The sequence below is a fragment of the Vibrio sp. TBV020 genome, from assembly GCF_046056895.1.
Taxonomy (GTDB): domain Bacteria; phylum Pseudomonadota; class Gammaproteobacteria; order Enterobacterales; family Vibrionaceae; genus Vibrio.
In genome coordinates, this window is the sequence record NZ_JBEEAQ010000003.1 from 95,716 (window position 1) to 117,563 (window position 21,848).

The 21,848-nt window shown below is 44.6% G+C and carries 15 protein-coding genes and 5 tRNA genes; 8 read left to right on the top strand and 12 right to left on the bottom strand.

The window, feature by feature from the left end; translation table 11 throughout:
• The first annotated feature begins 131 nt into the window (after positions 1-131).
• Positions 132-971 carry a 23S rRNA (adenine(2030)-N(6))-methyltransferase RlmJ gene (locus AAFX28_RS08320; protein ID WP_408687038.1) on the top strand — a complete coding sequence of 280 codons (840 nt, stop codon included), beginning with the start codon at positions 132-134 and terminating at the stop codon, positions 969-971.
• Positions 972-1,283: 312 nt separating this feature from the next.
• Positions 1,284-2,639, top strand: a complete 1,356-nt coding sequence (gene gorA / locus AAFX28_RS08325) for a glutathione-disulfide reductase (protein ID WP_053440754.1) — start codon at positions 1,284-1,286, stop codon at positions 2,637-2,639.
• 66 nt (positions 2,640-2,705) lie between these two features.
• On the opposite strand, the gene AAFX28_RS08330 is transcribed toward gorA, so the two are convergent.
• The 10 genes from AAFX28_RS08330 to AAFX28_RS08375 all read right to left on the bottom strand — a co-directional run bounded on the left by AAFX28_RS08330 (position 2,706) and on the right by AAFX28_RS08375 (position 10,519).
• Positions 2,706-3,614: an SPOR domain-containing protein gene (locus AAFX28_RS08330; protein WP_408687039.1), complete on the bottom strand. Its 909-nt coding sequence runs from the start codon at positions 3,612-3,614 to the stop codon at positions 2,706-2,708.
• 213 nt (positions 3,615-3,827) lie between these two features.
• Positions 3,828-4,766, bottom strand: coding sequence for an ABC transporter permease (locus tag AAFX28_RS08335; protein ID WP_408687040.1), 939 nt, complete (start codon positions 4,764-4,766; stop codon positions 3,828-3,830).
• Positions 4,767-4,768: 2 nt separating this feature from the next.
• Positions 4,769-5,746 carry an ABC transporter permease gene (locus AAFX28_RS08340; RefSeq protein WP_408687041.1) on the bottom strand — a complete coding sequence of 326 codons (978 nt, stop codon included), beginning with the start codon at positions 5,744-5,746 and terminating at the stop codon, positions 4,769-4,771.
• A gap of 131 nt (positions 5,747-5,877) precedes the next feature.
• The gene (locus tag AAFX28_RS08345) at positions 5,878-7,431 is read right to left on the bottom strand and encodes an ABC transporter substrate-binding protein (RefSeq protein ID WP_408687042.1); all 1,554 of its coding nucleotides are present in this window, start codon (positions 7,429-7,431) and stop codon (positions 5,878-5,880) included.
• Between the two features lie 93 nt (positions 7,432-7,524).
• On the bottom strand, positions 7,525-9,240 hold the full coding sequence (locus AAFX28_RS08350; RefSeq protein ID WP_408687043.1) for a dipeptide ABC transporter ATP-binding protein: 1,716 nt from the start codon (positions 9,238-9,240) through the stop codon (positions 7,525-7,527).
• Positions 9,241-9,951: 711 nt separating this feature from the next.
• Positions 9,952-10,028: transfer RNA gene (locus tag AAFX28_RS08355), tRNA-Pro, on the bottom strand.
• A gap of 54 nt (positions 10,029-10,082) precedes the next feature.
• Positions 10,083-10,158, bottom strand: a tRNA-His gene (locus AAFX28_RS08360).
• A 42-nt stretch (positions 10,159-10,200) separates the two neighbouring features.
• Positions 10,201-10,277 (bottom strand) — tRNA-Pro (locus tag AAFX28_RS08365).
• A 54-nt stretch (positions 10,278-10,331) separates the two neighbouring features.
• A tRNA-His gene (locus AAFX28_RS08370) sits at positions 10,332-10,407 on the bottom strand.
• 35 nt (positions 10,408-10,442) lie between these two features.
• Positions 10,443-10,519: transfer RNA gene (locus tag AAFX28_RS08375), tRNA-Arg, on the bottom strand.
• A 308-nt stretch (positions 10,520-10,827) separates the two neighbouring features.
• Between AAFX28_RS08375 and AAFX28_RS08380 the strand changes: the two genes are divergently transcribed.
• Entirely contained in the window at positions 10,828-11,241 is a 414-nt protein-coding gene (locus AAFX28_RS08380; protein ID WP_408687044.1) for a c-type cytochrome, read from the top strand.
• A 101-nt stretch (positions 11,242-11,342) separates the two neighbouring features.
• Here AAFX28_RS08380 and rep read toward each other — a convergent pair whose 3' ends face one another.
• Positions 11,343-13,361, bottom strand: coding sequence for a DNA helicase Rep (gene rep / locus AAFX28_RS08385; RefSeq protein ID WP_408687045.1), 2,019 nt, complete (start codon positions 13,359-13,361; stop codon positions 11,343-11,345).
• Positions 13,362-13,582: 221 nt separating this feature from the next.
• Here rep and AAFX28_RS08390 point away from each other — a divergent pair, with 221 nt between their 5' ends.
• The 4 genes from AAFX28_RS08390 (at position 13,583) to ubiK (ending at position 18,807) form a co-directional block, all read left to right on the top strand.
• Complete coding sequence (locus AAFX28_RS08390) at positions 13,583-14,149, top strand: TetR/AcrR family transcriptional regulator (protein WP_408687046.1); 567 nt, start codon at positions 13,583-13,585, stop codon at positions 14,147-14,149.
• Positions 14,150-14,167: 18 nt separating this feature from the next.
• A complete protein-coding gene (locus AAFX28_RS08395; protein WP_408687047.1) occupies positions 14,168-15,274 on the top strand; it encodes an efflux RND transporter periplasmic adaptor subunit in 1,107 nt (368 codons plus the stop codon).
• A gap of 11 nt (positions 15,275-15,285) precedes the next feature.
• Complete coding sequence (locus AAFX28_RS08400; protein ID WP_408687048.1) at positions 15,286-18,408, top strand: multidrug efflux RND transporter permease subunit; 3,123 nt, start codon at positions 15,286-15,288, stop codon at positions 18,406-18,408.
• A 147-nt stretch (positions 18,409-18,555) separates the two neighbouring features.
• Positions 18,556-18,807, top strand: a complete 252-nt coding sequence (ubiK, locus tag AAFX28_RS08405) for a ubiquinone biosynthesis accessory factor UbiK (protein WP_126575583.1) — start codon at positions 18,556-18,558, stop codon at positions 18,805-18,807.
• A gap of 401 nt (positions 18,808-19,208) precedes the next feature.
• Here the strand turns inward: ubiK and ilvC are convergent, their stop codons facing one another.
• A complete protein-coding gene (gene ilvC / locus AAFX28_RS08410) occupies positions 19,209-20,693 on the bottom strand; it encodes a ketol-acid reductoisomerase (RefSeq protein WP_004745409.1) in 1,485 nt (494 codons plus the stop codon).
• A 226-nt stretch (positions 20,694-20,919) separates the two neighbouring features.
• Here ilvC and ilvY point away from each other — a divergent pair, with 226 nt between their 5' ends.
• On the top strand, positions 20,920-21,810 hold the full coding sequence (gene ilvY, locus AAFX28_RS08415; protein ID WP_408687049.1) for an HTH-type transcriptional activator IlvY: 891 nt from the start codon (positions 20,920-20,922) through the stop codon (positions 21,808-21,810).
• Positions 21,811-21,848: the final 38 nt, after the last annotated feature.

Sequence of the window (21,848 nt, forward strand, 5' to 3'; positions counted from 1 at the left end):
AGCATTTTTCAATAGAGAGATACAGCTAAGTTGTTGCTAAATGCGAGCATCACAAAGCCACTGCGTATATAATCAGCGAATCGTTCGTATTAACTTCAGTATGGTTGCAAGACCATTTCGAGAGAGTCATTTTGTTAAGTTATCGCCACAGTTTTCACGCTGGTAACCACGCCGACGTGGTTAAGCATATCGTTCAAAGCCTTATCCTTGATTCATTAAAACAAAAAGATAAGCCATTTGTTTACCACGATACCCACTCAGGTGTAGGTCGTTATGACCTGACTCACGAGTGGTCAGAAAAAACTGGCGAGTACAAACAAGGTATCGCTCGTATTTGGGACCAAGCAAACATCCCACAAGATATTCTAAGCTACCTAGAGTCGATTAAAACGCTGAATAATGGTGATGCACTGCGCTACTACCCAGGCTCACCTCGTGTTGCTCGCGCTCAGATTCGCCCGCAAGATCGTATGGTTCTGACAGAGCTTCACCCGGCTGATCACCCACTGCTAGAGCAAGAGTTTCATCGTGATCGCCAAGTCAGTATCTACAAAGAAGATGGCTTTAAACGACTTAAGGCAAGCCTGCCACCACAAGAGCGTCGTGGCTTAGTGCTGATTGACCCACCTTACGAACTGGCGAAAGAGTACCGCGATGTAGTGCAAGCAATCTTCCAAAGCCACAAGCGCTGGGCAACCGGCATCTACGCAATTTGGTATCCAGTAGTTAACCGCTGTGACATCGAAGACATGATTGAAGGGCTGGAAGGCTTGGGCATTCGCAAGATTCTGCAAATCGAATTGGGCGTATCACCAGACACCAATGAACGCGGCATGACAGCGTCAGGTATGATCGTGATTAACCCACCGTGGAAGCTAGAAAGCCAGATGAAAGAAATTCTTCCATTCCTGCAAGAAGCAATTGCTCCTGCAACCGGTCACTTTAAAGTGAAATGGATAGTACCGGAGTAAGATTACTCTAGCCTAAATAGTTGGAGTTGCAGCTAGGCGACAAGTAAATCCAGCCCTATGCGCATAGGTGTTCTATGTAATTAGGGCGGCCGGCGATCCGGTGGATTTATGCAGTCAACAACGCTGCAGCTTCAAATATGACGGCTATTATCGCTATTTGTCATAACCAACCTCACTTTTTCCCATTGGGAAATCAGTCAGAGTCGATTTATGATAGACAACAAGGACAGCTCTGGGTAGCGGATTGAGTTTACTCAAATTCATCCCTATATTCAGAAGCAATCAAATAAATTAATAAGCTCGGAGAAAGTAATGGCGACTCATTTTGATTACATCTGTATCGGCGGCGGCTCTGGCGGCATCGCATCAGCTAACCGTGCAGCTATGTATGGCGCAAAAGTAGCACTGATTGAAGCTCAGGATCTGGGCGGCACGTGTGTAAACGTTGGCTGTGTACCAAAGAAAGTGATGTGGCATGGTGCTCAAATTGCGGATGCAATGAACCTTTACGCTGAAGACTATGGCTTCGATGTAGATGTAAAAGGCTTTGACTGGAGCAAACTGGTTGAAAGTCGCCAAGCTTACATTGGTCGTATCCACCAATCTTACGATCGTGTTCTGGGTAACAACAAAGTAAACGTCATCAAAGGCTTTGCTAAGTTTGTTGATGAGAAGACGGTTGAAGTTAACGGTGAACACTACACAGCGGATCACATCCTAATCGCTGTGGGTGGTCGTCCTACTATCCCTAATATCCCAGGTGCAGAGTACGGCATCGACTCTAACGGTTTCTTCGAGCTAAACGAGCAGCCAAAACGCGTTGCGGTTATTGGTGCAGGTTACATTGCCGTTGAAATTGCAGGTGTACTAAACGCACTTGGCACTGAGACTCACCTTTTTGTACGTAAAGAATCTCCGCTACGTAGCTTTGACCCAATGATCATTGAAACGCTAGTTGAAGTAATGGACGCTGAAGGCCCTAAACTTCACACGCAATCAATTCCAAAAGAGATCGTTAAAGAAGCGGATGGCAGCCTGACTCTTCACCTAGAAAACGGCAACACGCAAAACGTTGACCAACTTATCTGGGCGATCGGTCGTCACCCTGCAACTGACGCTATCAACCTTGCATCAACAGGCGTTGAAACTAATGACCGTGGTTACATCAAAGTAGACGAGTACCAAGAAACTAACGTGAAAGGCATCTACTGTGTAGGTGACATCATGGAAGGCGGTATCGAACTGACTCCTGTAGCGGTTAAAGCTGGTCGTCAACTTTCTGAGCGTCTGTTCAACGGTAAAACAAACGCAAAAATGGACTACAACCTAGTTCCAACTGTTGTATTTAGTCACCCACCTATCGGCACTATCGGTCTAACGACTCAAGAAGCTGAAGAGAAGTACGGCAAAGACAACGTGAAAGTTTACACGTCTGGCTTTACTGCAATGTACACAGCGGTAACTAAGCACCGTCAACCTTGTAAGATGAAGCTAGTATGTGCTGGCGAAGAAGAAACAGTAGTCGGCCTACACGGTATCGGCTTCACGGTTGATGAAATGATTCAAGGCTTCGGCGTAGCAATGAAGATGGGCGCAACTAAAGCAGACTTCGACTCTGTTGTTGCTATCCACCCAACAGGCTCTGAAGAGTTTGTGACAATGCGCTAAGCAATTGCGATATTAAATAAAAGGATGCCTCGGCATCCTTTTTTTGTTTTTGGAACAATGAAAATCTTACTTCACACACATCACATTCAGTAATGAGGTTCCTTTCAATTGGTTGGTTTTACCGCTGGTAAATAGCCCCACCTTGTTAGTACCCCAATATGGTAGATGCATTGGCCATTGGGATTTTTCCATTTCACCGGAATCAAGCAACGCTTGCCATTGCTCGCGAGTAGCAAGGTTCATCCCTAGGCGATAACAGGTTTTGTATGCCGCCTCATAATCCATACGATTCCACGGCAGAGAGTGTTCCATATAGAACTGGTCATCGGCAAACATCACATAAGGGACTTTATATTCCACACCATTGATGCTGGTCGCCAAACGAATGGCGATCTCTTGCTGCGCCGCTTTCGGTTTTGACGTTTTCATCGGCGCTGGCTGAGGGGACGCTTTAACCGGTGCTGGGATAACCGTTGTAGATTGAGTGGTTGTTTGTTTGACCGGTTTAGACTTCGCAGCTGGTGACGACGTACGTGCAGGAGCCCCACCAACGACCTCACGGATAAACGCTTCCTTGTAACCTTTTTCTGTTTTCACTTTAGCAAGGTCTTGTTTAGCTTCTGAGAAGTCAGTGTATGGACCAATCAAACAGCGCGTGCCTTTTGCTTCAGGCTTGGCCCAGACATCGGTACCAATATGCTTATAAAGTTGTTTCGCTTTTTCCAGCGAAAGCGGCTTATTAAAGACACCACACTGAATCCAAAATGTTGACTCAGTACCACGAGGCTTAGAGTTGCCCCATAGCCCCTTTCCGATAGGACAGGCTTTATCTAATAAAGGCAATTCGTTACTAGAGGCTTGCGTTGCATCACACAGAAATTCTTCAGCCATAGCTGGCGCAGACCAAACTGGCAATGCTAATAGTGCGAGCATACCCAACTTGGTTAAAGAAGATTGCTTTGGCTTTAAGGCCATATCGATACCCATTCCTTAAACTTCATTCTTTTATCTGCCTAACATACCAACCATGATAAATATTTGACCGCCTATCTATCCCGGCTGATATAAACAAATATAGTGACATTATTACTGGTTCACTGTTGAGAAAAAGTGAATGCAAAAAAAGAGCCGTAACAATGTACGGCTCTTAGTGTAGTGATAGTTTGCTAATCAAATCTTAGGCTTGGATCACCCTTTGTAGATTTTCGGGTTAAATACATCACGTAACCAGTCACCCAACAGATTGATAACTAATACTAATGTTACCAATACGATACCTGGGAAGGCGGTAATCCACCAAGCACCAGAGAAGATGTAGTTAAAGCCAATGCTGATTAGAGCACCTAGTGATGGTTGGTCTACTGGTAAACCTAAACCTAGGAAAGAAAGTGCCGCTTCAGACATGATGGCATTTGCCACCTGTACCGTCGAAATAACCAAGATTGGTGATAAACAGTTTGGCAGAATGTGACGGAACATAATGCGAGGTGCCTTAAAGCCCATCACACGCGCCGCCTCAACATACTCTTTCTTCTTTTCAGCCAGTACCGAAGCACGAATAGTACGTGCATACTGAGGCCATTCTGCAACACCAATGATCACCACCAGCATAACAACTGCATATTGACTGTAAAAGTCACTACCAAAGCTGGCTTTAAAGATAGCTGAAACAATGATCGCAACCATCATAGTTGAGAACGACAGTTGTACGTCGGCAAAACGCATCAGGAAGCTATCGATACGGCCACCGAAGTAACCTGCAGACAGGCCAATTACGATACCTAGAATTAGCTGTAAGCCAACCGCTAGGAAACCAATCGTTAGTGATAGACGCGAACCGTAAAGAATGGTCGATAAAATATCACGGCCTTGCTCATCCGTACCAAGTAGGAATCGCTCATCACCATCTTCCATCCATGATGGTGGAAGCTCTGAGTCCATAATATCAATCGATGATAAGTCATATGGGTCAGTTGGTGATAAAACTGGAGCCGCGAGTGCCATGACCAAGAAAAGCATGAACACAGTAAAACTTGCCATCGCGACTTTATCGCGCTTGAAGTAATACAAGAAATCCGACTGTTTAAAACGCTCCCAACGAGAAGGAGCTGCTGCTGTTTGACTCATGATTATGCTCCTTTACCTGTTAGATTTACGGTCGGGTTAATGATGCCGTATAGCAAGTCAACAATCGTGTTGGTTACCACGAAAATCAGACCAACGAAGATAACGTAAGCCGTGATCAGTGGAGTATCTACACGGTTGATTGCTTCAAGGAAAAGGAAGCCTGTACCTGGCCACTGGAAAACCGTTTCAGTCAGGATGGTATAAGCCACCATAGTACCAATCTGAACACCACCTACCGTCAGTACTGGCAGTAAAGTGTTTTTCAAAGCATGTTGGTAATAAATTTTGTTTAGAGCTAAGCCTTTTGCTTTACCGAATTTAATGTACTCAGAGCTCAACACTTCAAGCATCTCAGAACGTACTAGGCGGATAAATAGCGGCAACATAATAGATGCCAGAGCAATACATGGCAGAACAAGGTGAGCTAAACCATCAAGAGTAAAGAACCCAGATTCCCAGCCAAATACATTGGCGGTTTCGCCTCGGCCATAAGATGGTAGCCAGCCTAACTCAATAGAGAACACATACATCAGCATGATAGCGGTTAAGAAAACAGGAATCGAAATACCGATACTGCTGCCTGCCATTACAATTTTAGTGAAGAAGCTTTTTGGATGAATTGCTGAGTAAACGCCAAGAGGAATCGAACAGAACACAATAATTAGCGTGGCACCAAATACCAGCTCAAGTGTTGCTACTAATTTATCAAGAATCACTTCAACCGCTGGGCGCTTGAAGAAGTAAGATGTACCTAAATCACCTTGTAGCGCATTGCCGACAAAGCGAGTGTATTTTGTAATGAAGGGATCATTCAGACCTAGATCATCACGCAGTGCTTGTCGCTCGGCTTCTGAAACCGACTGACCAACCAACTCTCGTAATGGGTCGCCTAGGTTATCCTGAATGGCAAACGCCACTAGACTGATCACAAACATCACTATCAGTGCCTGAAACAGGCGCTTGACCAGAAACGAAAACATTCCTTGCCCCTTAAACTTTCCATAGATTTCAGTCTTAAAAATGGTACTTAGCCCGACTGAAACAAAGCTAAGCACCAAAAATCGACCAAGTACTCACACAAGCATGAATACTTGGTCTAGTTCACTTGTGATTATTTAACCACTAGGTCACCGAAGTATGGGAAGTTCATACCGTTGATGATTGGACCAATCTCAACGTTACCTTTTGCTGCCCATGATGGATCTTGCCAGTGTAGAGGTACGAATGCTGCTTCGTTGTATAGAATCTCTTCTACCTTCTTAAGCGATGCACTACGCTTCTCTAGATCAGTCATCGTGTTAGTTTCTACAATCAACTTATCAACTTCAGCGTTTGAGTAGTGACCACAGTTGTACTGACCTTTACCTGTTTCAGCATTACGCGTCATTGCTAGGAACTCAGTAAAGTTACCTGAATCCTCTGTATCTGGGTGCCAACCGATCATTAGCATATCTGCTGCACACTTATCGAATTCAGGCCAGTACTGAGCTTTAGGCATTGTCTTCAGATCAACCTTGATACCGATTTTAGACAGCATTGCTGCAGAAGCTTGAGCAATCTTGTCATCGTTCACGTAACGGTTGTTTGGCGCCATCATAGTTAGCGTGAAGCCATTCTCGTAACCTGCTTCTTTCATCAGCTCTTTAGCTTTCTTAAGATCGTAGCGAGGTTTAAGGTCTGCGTTGTGACCAACGAAACCAACTGGGCTCTGTTGACCTGCAGCTGTTGCCGCACCCTTCATTACTTTCTTAGTGATACCTTCGTTGTTGATTGCGTAGGTAATCGCTTGACGTACACGTACGTCTTTCAATGCAGGGTTGCTGTTTTGGTTCATTTGGAACGTGATTACGCGCGTACCAGGCATAGTGTATAGGTCAACACTGTCTGCTTTCTTAATACGCTTGTAGTCGTTTGGAGCAACAGGAGCAATCATATCTACGTCGCCAGAAAGAAGTGCAGCAACACGAGTCGCGTCTTCTTTGATTGGCACTAGCGTTAGTTTGTCTACGTTACCGTCAGACTCTTTGTCCCAGTAATCGTTGAAACGCTCAAACGTTACTTTTACGCCCTGCTCACGCTGAGTGATGATGAAAGGACCTGTACCAGATACGTTAGTCGATGCGTAAGAGTTACCGTGCTTAACTAGCTCAGCTTTGTCTTTACCATCTTCTGTCTTACCTGAGTAGAACTTGCTGTCCATTGGGAACAGGTAAGTCATTACGTTTTCTACTAGTGGGTAAACACCTTCCGTTTTCACTTCAACTGTGTAATCGCCAGTTTTAGTGATCGAAACGATAGGACCGAAGATACCTTTGAAGTCAGGTGAGCTTTTCAGACGGTCAAATGTCCACACTACGTCATCTGCAGTTAGTGCATTACCTGAGTGGAATTTAACACCTTGGCGAATATTAAATTGCATCGTTTCGCCATCAATACGTTCCCAAGATTCAGCCAATCGTGGTTCAAATTCCATCTTCTGGTTAAAACGGATTAGCGGATCAAATACCATGTGAGACATTTGCAGTGTACCGCCAGACAGTTGCTCATGCGGGTCAAGTGACACTGGGTCTGCGTCATAAGCGACGGTAATATCTGCTGCCGCTGCGCCAAAGCTAAGGCCAGCTGCCATTAAAGCCACTGCTAGTTTGCTTTTCATGGTTTTCATTGCATAACTCCTTATGCGGGATTTCTATCCCTAGTTGTTGTATTTGCGTCTGTTAAACACCTGACTCTACTTGTGTCAGGAAAGGTTACGACTTTACGCCGTTTTTATTTCTTCTCTTAAGCCCGTAAATTCAGGCATTAGGGAAATAAGCTGCTTACTGTATTCATGCTGTGGTGCTGTAAATAGTTGCTCTGTTGGTGCAACCTCTAGCAACGTACCCATCTGCATCACACCCACTCGGTCACACATTTGGCGAATAACCGGTAAGTCGTGGCTGATAAATAACATGGTGAGATTTAACTCATCTTGTAGATCTTTCAGCAAGTTAAGAATCTGAGCCTGAACCGAAACATCCAATGCTGATGTTGGTTCGTCACAGATAAGTAGACGTGGGCGTGTTGCCAATGCACGAGCAATCGAAATACGTTGACGCTGACCACCCGAGAATTCATGTGGGTACTTAACACCCGCCATTTTGCCCAAACCAACATGATCAAGTAGATCGTTAACGATCTGCCGAGTCTCTGCTTCACTATTGGTTAATTTGTGGAAACGAATCGGCTCCGCGATGATGTCGAAAATTTTCATACGCGGGTTCATCGAAGTATATGGGTTTTGGAATACCATCTGCATTTGACGGCGAAGCGGGCGACGTTCTTTCTCTGACTTCAATGACGTCAAATCAATGCCTTCAAACGTTACCTTGCCCGAGTTCGGCGCATACAGACCTGCAATCACTCGTGCAATAGTCGATTTACCCGAACCAGATTCACCTACGAGACCAAACGTCTCACCTTCAAATACCTCAAAGCTGACGTTGTTCGATGCTTGAACATATTCACGGCGGCTTTCAAATAGAGAATCTTTGGTCACGAAGCGCAGATTGACGTTCTCAACATTCAGCAGAGAACCCGTGTAGTCACGATGATCTTGGCTCTGACCTAACCAGTGGTTTTTCACATCCAGTGGTTCCATCTCGTGAGCTTCTTCGATGTAGCTAACTAGTGGGAAACGCTCAAGCTTCATATCAGAACGCGGAACCGCAGAAATTAGGCTGCGTGTGTAAGAGTGGTCTGGATCACCAAGTACTTTCGCCGTAGGACCAAACTCTACCAAATCACCACGATACATAACTGCAACGCGATCAGTTACGTTCGACACCACACCCATATCGTGGGTAACCAACATACAACCCACATTGTTCTTAATACACAGTTCGCGGATTAAGCTAAGAATTTGGTCTTGGATCGATACATCCAGTGCAGTCGTTGGTTCATCGGCAATGATGAGATCCGGCTCACCTGCTAGTGCAATCGCAATAACGACACGCTGGCGCATACCGCCTGAAAACTGGTGTGGATACTGTTTTAAACGGTTCTCTGGTTGAGGAATCCCCACCTGCTCCATCAGTGACAACGCACGCTTATACGCTTCTTCATCAGAGACTTTCATATTGGCATGAATCGTCTCTTTCAATTGCTGCTCTACTGTGAATAGTGGATTTAGGGAGGTCATTGGATCTTGGAAGATAAATCCAATTTTTGAGCCACGCACACTGCGCATCTGCTCCGGAGTAAGACCCGAGATCTGCTCGCCATCCAAATAGACGTCACCGCTAGCAATTCGACCAGGGGGACTAAGTAGATCGATCACGGCATTACCAACGGTTGACTTACCTGCACCAGATTCGCCAACAACACCAACGATCTCTCCACGCTCAATATTAAAAGAAAGCGACTTTACTGCGGCATGAACACCATGACGCGAAGGGTACTCTATTCGAAGATTTTTAACTTCTAAAAGTGACATTACCAGACCTCTACTGCTTCGGCAGCTTTCTGCCCTGTCTGAAAAGTGAATCCATTCTTACCAGAATATCGTTCTGGTAATTTATAAGCTCATCAATTTGGCAAAAAATTCACAGAAAAGCAACAAATATAGGGGAAAAAGTTGAATTCGAGCAAAAACCAAGCAGCTTATCAAAATAAATATGCAATAAGGTTAGATCATCGTTTGGTCTAACCTGATGAAAAGCACCAGAAAAACCAAGCAGAAACTAAACTTCTGGCTATTTCATACAACTTTTAACAATAAGCAAAATGAATATAAATTCACATACCAAAGCAAAGATAGAGTTAACAATTTTAAAACAAACAACCATCACAAAACCACAAAATGGTCGATTAATTTAAAAATAGACTACTAGATAGAATTTAACCAACATGAAGAATAAAAAATTTAGATTAATTACCTAGAGATAATTCTGACAAATAGTCTCGCCAGTTCTAAATGCAGTGCGTAAGTATGAAGAGAGAGAATCAACAAGATCGAAGGTTAAAAGCCAAGACTAATGAGCCATCGATTTAGACGAATCTGCTGTTATAGGAAAGTATTAACAGGCGTTAGAAAGCAAAAGGCCTCGTCATTTCTGACGCGGACGGCTAGTTGAGGCTTTTCTGAAGCCCTAGTTTAGAACTCCAGATGCAAAAAGCCCTAGTCTTTCGACTAGGGCTTCAATAGTGGTCGGTGAAGAGGGATTCGAACCCCCGACCCTCTGGTCCCAAACCAGATGCGCTACCAAGCTGCGCTATTCACCGACTTATGTTTTATCTCAAACTTAATCGAGAAAGGGAGCAAAGCTACCTGAATAATGGGGTGGCTAACGGGACTTGAACCCGCGACAACTGGAATCACAATCCAGGGCTCTACCAACTGAGCTATAGCCACCGCTAACTTTGTTGTTTACCGCTATTGCGTTAAACGAAATAGTGGTCGGTGAAGAGGGATTCGAACCCCCGACCCTCTGGTCCCAAACCAGATGCGCTACCAAGCTGCGCTATTCACCGACTTATGTTTTATCTCGAACTTAATCAAGAAAGGGAGCAAAGCTACCTGAATAATGGGGTGGCTAACGGGACTTGAACCCGCGACAACTGGAATCACAATCCAGGGCTCTACCAACTGAGCTATAGCCACCACTGATATTTTTTACCGACAAACCTTAAGACGAATGGCACGCCCGAAAGGATTCGAACCTTCGACCTTTGGCTCCGGAGGCCAACGCTCTATCCAACTGAGCTACGGGCGCATGCCCCATCGGCGGAGTGGAATAATACGTATATCACACTATGCCGTCTAGTACTTTTTCAACTTTTTTTATCGTTTGGCGCCTTTTTCGACAATTAAAGTGTGATAAACCCCTATTTCCCATTAGATAACTGATATGAAGGAGGTAACTTGCTGTTTATTGCAACAAGTTAACAGGATATAATCACCCATTATTTACATTGATTTAACAGCAAGTTTCGCTTTTAGCGTCATTTGTCACCCTAAATCAAATCACACTCTAATAATGGGTAAGCACGAACTTACCTTCAGGAATGTAAAGTGAGTTTAATGGATATGTCTCGAAAAATGTTAACCGCTTTGGTCGCTGCAATCACTTTTTCTAGCGCCTCTTTTGCAGCAAGCGTAAGCCAAGAAGAATATGATGCAATTGCAGAACGTATTAAGCCTGTTGGTGATGTTTACCTAGCAGGTGCAGAACCAGTTAAAGCAGAGCCAACTGGCCCACGTGATGGTGCAACTGTTTACGGCACATTCTGTATTGCTTGTCACGCATCTGGTGTGAGCGGTGCGCCTAAGACAGGTAACGCTGACGACTGGGCTCCTCGTATTGCTCAAGGTCAAGATGTGTTGAACAACCACGCGATTAACGGCTTCAACGCAATGCCGGCGAAAGGTTCATGTATGGACTGTTCAGATGATGAAATCATTGCCGCTATTCAGCACATGATTGAAGGCCTGTAACTCCTCTTTATATAGAAGAAGGGCTTGGTCAGTGACCAAGCCCTTCTTTTTTTTGTCTTTTTGATAGTGGGCAACCTAAATCATCCGCTAACTTTTAGTCACTATTTCTTGTTGAACATAGACCTCAAGTTCGCAATATGTGCTTGGCCTTTTGCCATACGTTCTTCTTGCGTTACTGGCTTTTTCACTTGTTCCCATTCAACATCATCAAATGGCAGTTCATCTAAGAATCGACTTTGTGTCGGCTTAATCAACTCACCAAACTGACGACGCTCTTTACACATAGTGAAGGTCAACTCACGTTGAGCTCGAGTTATACCCACATACATAAGACGACGCTCTTCCTCAACATTGTCTTCGTCAATGCTGGTTTGGTGCGGCAAGATGCCCTCTTCTGTACCAATCAAGTAAACATATGGGAATTCAAGACCTTTGGAAGCATGCAATGTCATCAATTGAACGGCATCACTGTCTTCATCTTCCTCACCACGTTCCATCATGTCACGCAAGGTTAAGCGCTGAACAACCTCTTTAATGGTTTTCTCTTCTTGGTCGTAGTTATCCCCTTCAAGGTCAGCCACAATCCATGAATACAAATCCGACACATTCTTCATGCGCATTTCTGCCGCTTTTGGGCTAGAGGAGGTTTCGTACAGCCAATCTTCATAGTTAATATCACGCACAAGCGAGCGAACCGCTTCAACCGTGTCTCCACGCTCAGCTTGATCTGCTATTTTTACCAACCAAGCTGTAAAGCGACGTAGGTTCTCTAATCCTCGGCCTGAAAGTGTCTGCTCAAGCCCCATTTCAAAACTGGCTTCAAACAAACTCTTACCACGCATATTGGCATAACTACCTAGCTTCTCTAGCGTCACTGGGCCAATTTCACGACGCGGTGTATTCACTATACGTAGGAAGGCATTGTCGTCATCCGGATTCACCAACACACGCAAGTACGCCATGATGTCTTTAATTTCAGCTCGCGCGAAGAAAGAAGTACCGCCTGATAATTTGTAAGGCACACGGTTTTGCATCAATGACTTTTCAATTAAGCGAGATTGATGGTTTCCTCGATAAAGCACGGCATAATCTTTGTACTCAGTTCGGTTAAGGAACTTATGAGCAATCAACTCACCAGTAACACGCTCTGCTTCGTGCTCTTCGTTTTTCGCCAACAACACCTTCAGCTTTTCACCATCTGGGATCTCTGAAAACAGTGACTTTTCATAAACGTGTGGGTTATTGGCAATCAGGATATTCGCTGCGCGCAGAATACGACTGGTTGAACGATAATTTTGTTCCAACTTAATAAGACGCAAATTTGGATAATCTTCACCAAGTAACACTAGGTTTTGCGGCTTTGCACCACGCCATGAATAGATAGACTGGTCATCATCGCCAACTACAGTTAAACGGCCACGTTCCCCAACAATAAGCTTAACTAAATCATATTGGCTGGTGTTGGTGTCTTGGTACTCATCGACCAATAGATAACGGATACGGTTTTGCCAACGCTGGCGCACTTCTTCATTGGTTTTAAGCAGTAATACCGGCAGAGAGATAAGGTCATCAAAATCCAATGCGTTATATGCCTTCATCTGCTTTTGGTACATTTCAAAACAGAATGCAAATAGCTGCTGTTGTTCCCCTTTCGCCTGAGCTTTCGCTTGGTCAGGGGTCAGCATATCGTTTTTCCAGTTAGAAATAGTACTGAGCAGCTGGCGCAATAAATCTTTATCACCATCAAGCTGCTTTTCTGTCAGCTCTTTCAACAGCGCCATCTGGTCTTGGTCATCAAATAATGAAAAGCCCGACTTTAATCCAAGCGACTTATACTCTCGCTTAATAATGTTAAGACCTAGTGTATGGAAGGTCGAAACCATCAAGCCTTTCGATTCATTTTTGCCTAGAGTCTGTCCAACACGCTCTTTCATTTCTCGAGCTGCTTTATTGGTAAAGGTTACCGCTGCTATATTTCGAGCCTTGTAACCACACTGCTGAACCAGATAAGCGATCTTATTGGTAATTACACGTGTTTTACCCGAGCCAGCGCCTGCAAGCACCAAACATGGGCCTGATACGTACTTGACTGCTTCGTCTTGATTGGGGTTCAGCTTCATGGCTATCTCTGAAGAACAAAAAGGTGGCGCATATAATAATAGTGCAACACTCAGATTGCTATGTTTACTCAAAAAGCTAAACGGTCATCAGTGAGCCTTATTCACAATTTTTTTGCCTAAATAATGCAATAGTTTGTTGCATAAGTGGCGACTCTTTAGGCTATAATGAATGAACGTTCATTCATCAACCCGCTATATGCTTACTGTCTGGTTCTGTTTCAATGAAAGATAAAAGACAAAAAATCATAGATGCCGCAGAAACTCTGATTGCAGAATCAGGCTTTCAAGGACTCTCGATGCATAAGTTGGCCAAAGAAGCTGGGGTCGCAGCAGGAACGATTTATCGCTACTTCTCTGACAAAGAAGATTTACTGCAACAGGTTCGTTTAGAGGTTGCTCAACGCAATGCCGAAGCTATTCAGCGTGACGTTGACGAATCAATGCCAATAAAGGAACGTTTTCGCAAAATGTGGTTAAACATTTTCGATCTCTCGGTGTCGAACATCGACAATTTAAAGAATCGTGCGCAATACGACTCTTTACCTTGTGTTCGTAGCCATGAGACGAAAGAGATTGAGCGAAAGATGTTTAGCAAGGTAGATCAACTTTTCACGGAAGGGCGTGAGACTGGGGTATTTAAACCCTTAGACAACCCAGTGTTGGCTGCACTTAGTTTAGAAGTCAGTGTCACTCTGGCTCGTAAACAATCGCTTGGATATTACCAACTGGATCAAAATGCCATCGACGCGGCAATTGAAGCCAGCTGGGATGCAATCATTACACATTAACTTGGAGTTCTAATTAGAATGAAAAAGTGGACTTTCTTTATGTTACTTATCGCGGTACTGCTATTTGGCAGCGTGATAGGTTTCAATCTATTTAAACAACAGAAGATCGCTGAATACATGGCGAATCGACCTGAGCCTGAGTTCCCGGTTACGGTAACCGAGGTTCAAGCCGTTGATTGGGTGCCTGTTATTGAAGCGATCGGTTTCATTGAGCCAAACCAAGGTGTAACGGTTGCAAACGAAACTAGCGGTGTCATCGATAAGATTTCATTCAATTCGGGTACTCAAGTAGAAGAAGGCCAGCCACTTGTGCTGCTTGATTCTGAAGTTGAGAAAGCAAACCTAAAAAGCGCACAAGCTAAGCTGCCAGCAGCACAAGCGAAGTACAAGCGTTACCAAGGTCTATACAAGAAAGGCTCTATTTCAAAAGAAGCTTTCGATGAAGCAGAAGCAAACTACTTCTCTCTTCAAGCTGATATTGAAAGCTTAAAAGCATCTATCGACCGTCGTGAAATCAAAGCTCCATTTGCTGGTGTTGTTGGTATTCGTAACGTTTACCTAGGTCAGTACCTACAAGCGGGTACAGATATCGTTCGCCTTGAAGATACAACAGTTATGCGCCTGCGCTTTACTGTTCCTCAAACAGATATCTCTCGCATCAGCCTTGACCAAGAAGTTGATATCTTTGTTGATGCTTACCCAGAGAAGCCATTTAAAGGTTCTATCTCAGCAATTGAGCCTGCAGTTAACATCCAAAGTGGTCTAATTCAGGTTCAAGCAGACATCCCTAACAGTGACGGTCAGCTACGTAGTGGTATGTTTGCACGTGCGAACATCATCCTACCTAAGCTTGAGAACCAAGTAACTCTGCCACAAACGGCAATCACATTTACTCTATACGGCGACAACGTCTACATCGTATCTGAAAAAGATGGCGAGAAGCGTGTAACGCAGCAAGTGGTAAAAGTGGGTGAACGTACTCAAGATATTGCGCACATCCTTGAGGGAGTAAAACCTGGTGATGTGATCGTAACTTCTGGTCAGGTACGTCTAAGTAACCACGCTAAAGTTCGTGTAGTAGAAAGCGATGCAACTACTCCACCAGCTGAAACACCAATGCTGTAATTGGAGGCCTCATGCGCTTTACTGATGTTTTTATTAAACGTCCAGTTTTAGCGGTATCGATCAGTTTCTTGATTGCCCTGCTTGGTTTACAAGCGGTGTTCAAGATGCAGGTTCGAGAATACCCTGAAATGACAAACACAGTAGTAACGGTTACGACCAGTTACTACGGTGCTAGTGCGGACCTGATCCAAGGCTTTATTACTCAGCCCTTGGAACAAGCCGTCGCGCAAGCAGATAATATCGACTACATGACCTCATCATCGGTGCTTGGTAGCTCTACCATTACCGTAAACATGAAGTTGAATACCGATCCAAATGCAGCGCTGTCTGACATTCTGGCCAAGACAAACTCGGTTCGTTCACAGCTACCTAAAGAGGCTGAAGATCCAACTGTAACTATGTCGACAGGTTCAACAACAGCGGTACTGTACATCGGTTTCACCAGTGATGAGCTTTCATCTAGCCAAATTACTGACTATCTAGAGCGTGTAATCAACCCGCAGCTATTCACCGTAAACGGTGTCTCTAAAGTTGATCTATACGGTGGTATGAAATACGCACTACGTATCTGGCTTGATCCTGCCAAAATGGCGGCATTAAACCTAACGGCGACTGACGTAATGAACGTGTTGAATGCCAACAACTACCAGTCAGCAACTGGTCAGGCTGTGGGTGAATTCGTACTTTACAACGGTAGTGCTGATACCCAGGTATCAAACGTTGCTGAACTAGAAAACTTAGTCGTAAGTTCTGACGAAGGTGACATTACTCGTCTAAGTGATATCGCTAAGGTAACACTAGAGAAGAGTCACGATGTTTACCGTGCAAGTGCGAACGGTCAAGAAGCCGTGGTTGCAGCGATTAACGCCGCGCCAAGTGCTAACCCGATCAACATTGCCGCAGACGTACTTGAACTTCTACCTCAGCTAGAGCGTAACCTGCCAAGCACGATCAAGATGAATGTGATGTACGACTCTACTATCGCGATCAACGAGTCAATCAATGAAGTTGTTAAAACCATTGTTGAAGCGGCTCTTATCGTACTTGTAGTGATCACATTGTTCCTAGGCTCGTTCCGTGCGGTAATCATTCCTATCGTTACTATCCCACTCTCTTTGATTGGTGTGGCAATGGTAATGCAAGCAATGGGCTTCTCTTGGAACTTGATGACGCTACTGGCAATGGTACTGGCGATCGGTCTGGTAGTAGATGATGCGATCGTTGTACTTGAGAACGTCGACCGCCACATCAAACTGGGTGAATCACCATTCCGCGCAGCGATTATCGGTACACGTGAAATCGCGGTACCAGTTATTGCTATGACACTGACGCTAGGTGCGGTATATGCACCAATCGCGTTAATGGGTGGTATTACTGGCTCACTATTTAAAGAGTTCGCGTTAACCCTAGCAGGTTCGGTATTTGTATCCGGTATCGTGGCACTAACGCTATCACCGATGATGTGTTCAAAAATGCTTAAGGCTAACGAACAGCCAAGCAAATTTGAGCAGAAAGTTCACCACGTACTGGATGGAATGACTAACCGCTATGCGAAAATGCTTGGCGCTGTTATGAATCATCGCCCTGTAGTTATTGCTTTCGCTGTTATCGTATTCGGTAGCTTACCGATGCTGTTTAAGTTCATCCCAAGTGAGCTTGCACCTTCTGAAGATAAAGGTGTAATCATGCTAATGGGTACTGCGCCATCAAACGCAAACTTAGACTTCATGCAGAACACCATGAATGATGTGAACAAGATTCTGTCAGATCAACCAGAAGTCGCGTTTGCTCAGGTGTTTACTGGTGTACCTAACTCAAACCAAGCATTTGGTATTGCGTCCATGGTGCCATGGAGTGAACGTGAAGCGAGCCAGTCTGAAGTAGCAAACCGTGTTGGTGGTTTAGTTTCTAACGTACCGGGAATGGCAGTAACAGCATTCCAGATGCCAGAACTACCAGGTGCAGGTTCAGGTCTTCCAATTCAGTTTGTTATCACTACACCGAATGCGTTTGAGAGCTTATTCTCTATCGCGACAGATGTACTGACTGAAGTTAAATCGAGCCCAATGTTCGTTTACTCAGACCTTGATCTGAACTACGACTCGGCAACGATGAAAATTAACATCGACAAAGATAAAGCTGGTGCGTATGGCGTAACCATGCAAGACATTGGTATTACGCTATCGACGATGATGGCTGATGGCTACGTAAACCGTATCGACCTAAATGGCCGTTCGTACGAAGTTATCCCTCAAGTTGAGCGTAAATGGCGTCTAAACCCTGAGTCGATGAACAACTACTACGTTCGCGCTGCAGATGGCAAAGCGGTTCCTCTAGGTAGCTTGATTACGATTGATGTTGTAGCAGAGCCTCGCTCTCTACCTCACTTCAACCAGCTAAACTCTGCAACTATCGGTGCTGTACCAGCTCCAGGCGCAGCTATGGGTGATGCAATTACATGGTTTGAAGACATCGCATCAAACAAACTACCAAGCGGCTACAACCATGACTACATGGGTGAAGCCCGTCAGTACGTAACAGAAGGTAGCGCACTATACGCAACGTTCGGTCTAGCACTAGCGATCATCTTCTTAGTACTGGCTATTCAGTTCGAGTCGGTGAAAGACCCACTGGTTATCATGGTATCTGTACCATTGGCAATTTGTGGTGCCTTAATTGCTCTAGCATGGGGCGCAGCGTCTATGAACATCTACTCTCAGGTTGGTCTGATTACTCTGGTTGGTCTTATCACCAAGCACGGTATCCTGATCTGTGAAGTTGCAAAAGAAGAGCAGCTACACAATAAACTGAGTAAGACAGAAGCGGTAATGGAAGCGGCGAAAGTTCGTCTACGCCCTATCCTAATGACAACTGCGGCAATGATCGCTGGTCTTATCCCGCTAATGTACGCAACTGGTGCAGGTGCTGCTCAGCGCTTTAGTATCGGTATCGTAATCGTTGCTGGTCTTGCAATTGGTACTATCTTCACACTGTTCGTACTGCCTGTGATTTACAGCTACTTAGCTGAGAAACACAAGCCACTACCAGTGTTTGTAGAAGACAAAGATTTGGAAAAGCTTGCACGCGTTGATGAAGCTAAAGCGGCTCATCGTGAACTAGCAGACAACAAATAATTTGCGAGAAAATGAAAAGGTCACTTCGGTGGCCTTTTTTATTGCCTGTCATTTGTCGCTATTAGCTTCGAATTTTTACTCTCAAAGTAGCGACTTTCCCGTATCAATTACATAGAATGAGGACAAATCGAAAGGAGTTTTAGTCACATGTTTGACCCAAAGAAACTAGAGCAAATTGCTAAACAAATTCATGATTCTATGCCTGCGCCAGTAAAAGAGCTTGGTTCAGACGTAGACCAAAAAGTTCGTCAAGTTATCCAAGGCCAACTGAACAAGCTAGATGTAGTAAGCCGTGAAGAGTTCGACGTACAGACTCAGGTTCTACTGCGCACTCGTCAAAAGCTAACAGAGATGGAAAAGAAACTAGCAGATCTTGAAGAGAAGCTAGCGGACAAATAAGCTGAGAAGCTAGAGAACCCTAAGGGCTGACGTAAAAACGTCGGCCTTTTTTATTGCCATGCTCCTCAAGAACGAGGAGTGAATGAGTTGGGGTTTTCTTACAGCAGCTTTAGAACTATTGGAGATTCCCTACTCGCTCCTTCGTCACTCTATGGAATAACGCTGATCACTTTGGCTCAAATGCAAAACAAAAAAGGCTTGGTCAACGGAGACCAAGCCTTTTAATTAGATGTTGTGTTTTATTTTGTATTTATAACCCCAGTCTGTCTGGAGTTCTTACTAACCTACTATTTAGGTTAGTGAATTACGTGGGATTAAGGTTTCATTTCTAGGAGAAGGCGCGGAGTTTACGATAGTAAATGAGCACCTTCGACACCGAAATGGAACCTTAAGACAAGTAATTAGCCGCCTACTGCGATGTTCTTCATATCCGTCATATAACCACGTAGCTCTTCACCGATGTACTCTACTGGGTGGTTACGGATAGTATCGTTCACAGCGATTAGCGTTGCGTTGTCTACTTGGTTAGACGTTTCGCCTAGACCTTTACCGATAACGTCTGTACCTACTGAAGGCATGAACTTCTCACGTAGTAGCGGAGTTGCTACGTTAGCGAATAGGTAGTTACCGTATTCCGCTGTGTCTGAGATTACTACGTTCATTTCGTATAGACGCTTACGTGCTACTGTGTTTGCGATTAGTGGTAGCTCGTGTAGTGACTCGTAGTACGCTGACTCATCGATGATGCCTGATGCTGTCATTGCTTCGAATGCTAGTTCAACACCTGCACGAACCATTGCTACTAGTAGGATACCGTTGTCGAAGTACTCTTGCTCAGAGATTTCGATATCGCCTGCTGGGTAGTTTTCAAATGCTGTTTCACCAGTCTCTTCACGCCAGCCTAGTAGGTTTGCGTCATCGTTAGCCCAGTCAGCCATCATAGTGCTTGAGAACTCACCAGTGATGATGTCATCCATGTGCTTGTTGTAAAGCGGGCGCATTAGCTCTTTTAGCTCTTCAGAAAGCTCAAATGCTTTGATTTTCGCTGGGTTAGATAGACGGTCCATCATGTGAGTGATGCCACCGAACTTCAGTGCTTCAGTAATGGTTTCCCAACCGTATTGTAGAAGTTTACCTGCGTAGCTTGGGTCAATGCCGTCAGCAACCATTTTCTCGTAAGAAACGATAGAGCCAGCTTGTAGCATGCCACATAGGATAGTTTGCTCACCCATTAGGTCAGATTTAACTTCTGCAACGAATGAAGACTCTAGACATCCTGCGCGGTGACCACCTGTACCTGCAGCCCATGCTTTCGCGATATCCCAACCTTCACCTTTTGGATCATTCTCTGGGTGAACAGCGATTAGCGTTGGTACACCGAAGCCACGCTTGTACTCTTCACGTACTTCTGTACCTGGACACTTAGGCGCAACCATTACAACTGTTAGGTCTTTACGGATTTGCATGCCTTCTTCAACTACGTTGAAGCCGTGTGAATAACCTAGTGCAGCGCCTTCTTTCATTAGCGGCATTACCGTCTCAACAACGTTAGTGTGCTGCTTGTCTGGAGTAAGGTTGATTACTAGGTCTGCTTCTGGAATTAGCGTTTCGTAGCTTGCTACTTCAAAACCATTCTCTTTTGCGTTCTTGTAAGACTGACGCTGCTCGTCAATCGCTGCCTGACGTAGTGCATAAGCTACGTTTAGGCCAGAGTCACGCATGTTCAGACCTTGGTTAAGACCCTGCGCACCACAACCAACGATTACGACCTTCTTACCTTTTAGGTAGTCTGCTTCTGTTGCGAATTCGCTGCGGTCCATAAAACGACAGCGGCCTAATTGGTCCAATTGCTCACGAAGGTTTAATGTATTGAAATAGTTAGCCATGGTCGGGCTCTCCTTAAAAATTTTTCCATTTGGTCGATATTTCATTATCGAATGACCTGATACTAATGCAGACTTTCCGTTGCTTAAAGTGATATATTCACAATTAGTAATTGCGCTTTTTGCAACAAGCTATAAATCCGTTGATTCTGTTATACCTTAAAAGCGTATGGCATTCATATAGTAATTTGGCAAAAAGTCAGTTTTATTCTCTTTTCAAGATCGAAATATGAACATAAAAAGTCTGCAACTATTCATTCACCTATGTGAGAGCCAAAATTTCTCAAAGACAGCGGCATCGATGCACATCAGCCCCTCAGCACTGAGCCGTCAAATACAAAAGCTTGAGGATGAAATCGACCAAACTCTTTTCTTGCGTGACAACCGCAGTGTCGAGCTCACCCCAGCAGCAAAGAAACTGCTGCCCGTCGCATTGAACATTATTGGCGAGTGGCAGAACTACAATGCGCTCCTTAGCGGTCATGATGAAGAGCTAAAAGGTGAGATTCGACTGTTCTGCTCTGTGACCGCCAGCTATAGCCACCTACCAGAACTGCTGTCAGACTTTCGTATTCAACATCCGTTTATCGAATTTAAGTTATCTACTGGGGATCCTGCGCAAGCGATAGAGAAAGTGTTGGCGGATGAAGTGGATATTGCGATTTCTGCTCAACCAGAACAATTGCCCGCTCGTATCGAGTTTGAAACCATTAGTGAAATTCCACTGTCAGTGATTGCTCCTACTGGAGTGAGCAATTTTGCCCAAGAGCTGCAAAAGGATAAGCCAGATTGGTCGACGATTCCCTTTATCGTGCCAGAATCAGGTACCGCCCGAGAGCGTGCCAATGCATGGTTTAAAGCAATGAAGATTAAGCCCAACATTTACGCGCAGGTCTCTGGTCACGAAGCGATTGTCAGCATGGTGGCGTTAGGATGTGGTGTCGGAATTGCACCTGATGTCGTAATCAATAACAGTCCGGTAAAGGACAAGATTGAGAGATTGAAAGTCGCTTCAATTAAGCCATTCAAATTAGGTGTATGCTGCAAACGCTCACAGCTTGATAACCCACTCGTCAAAGCTCTATGGGAAATGGCACACGATACTTACATCGCTCCATAGCCTAAGCTCCAGATACAACAAAGCCACCGCTTTTTCAG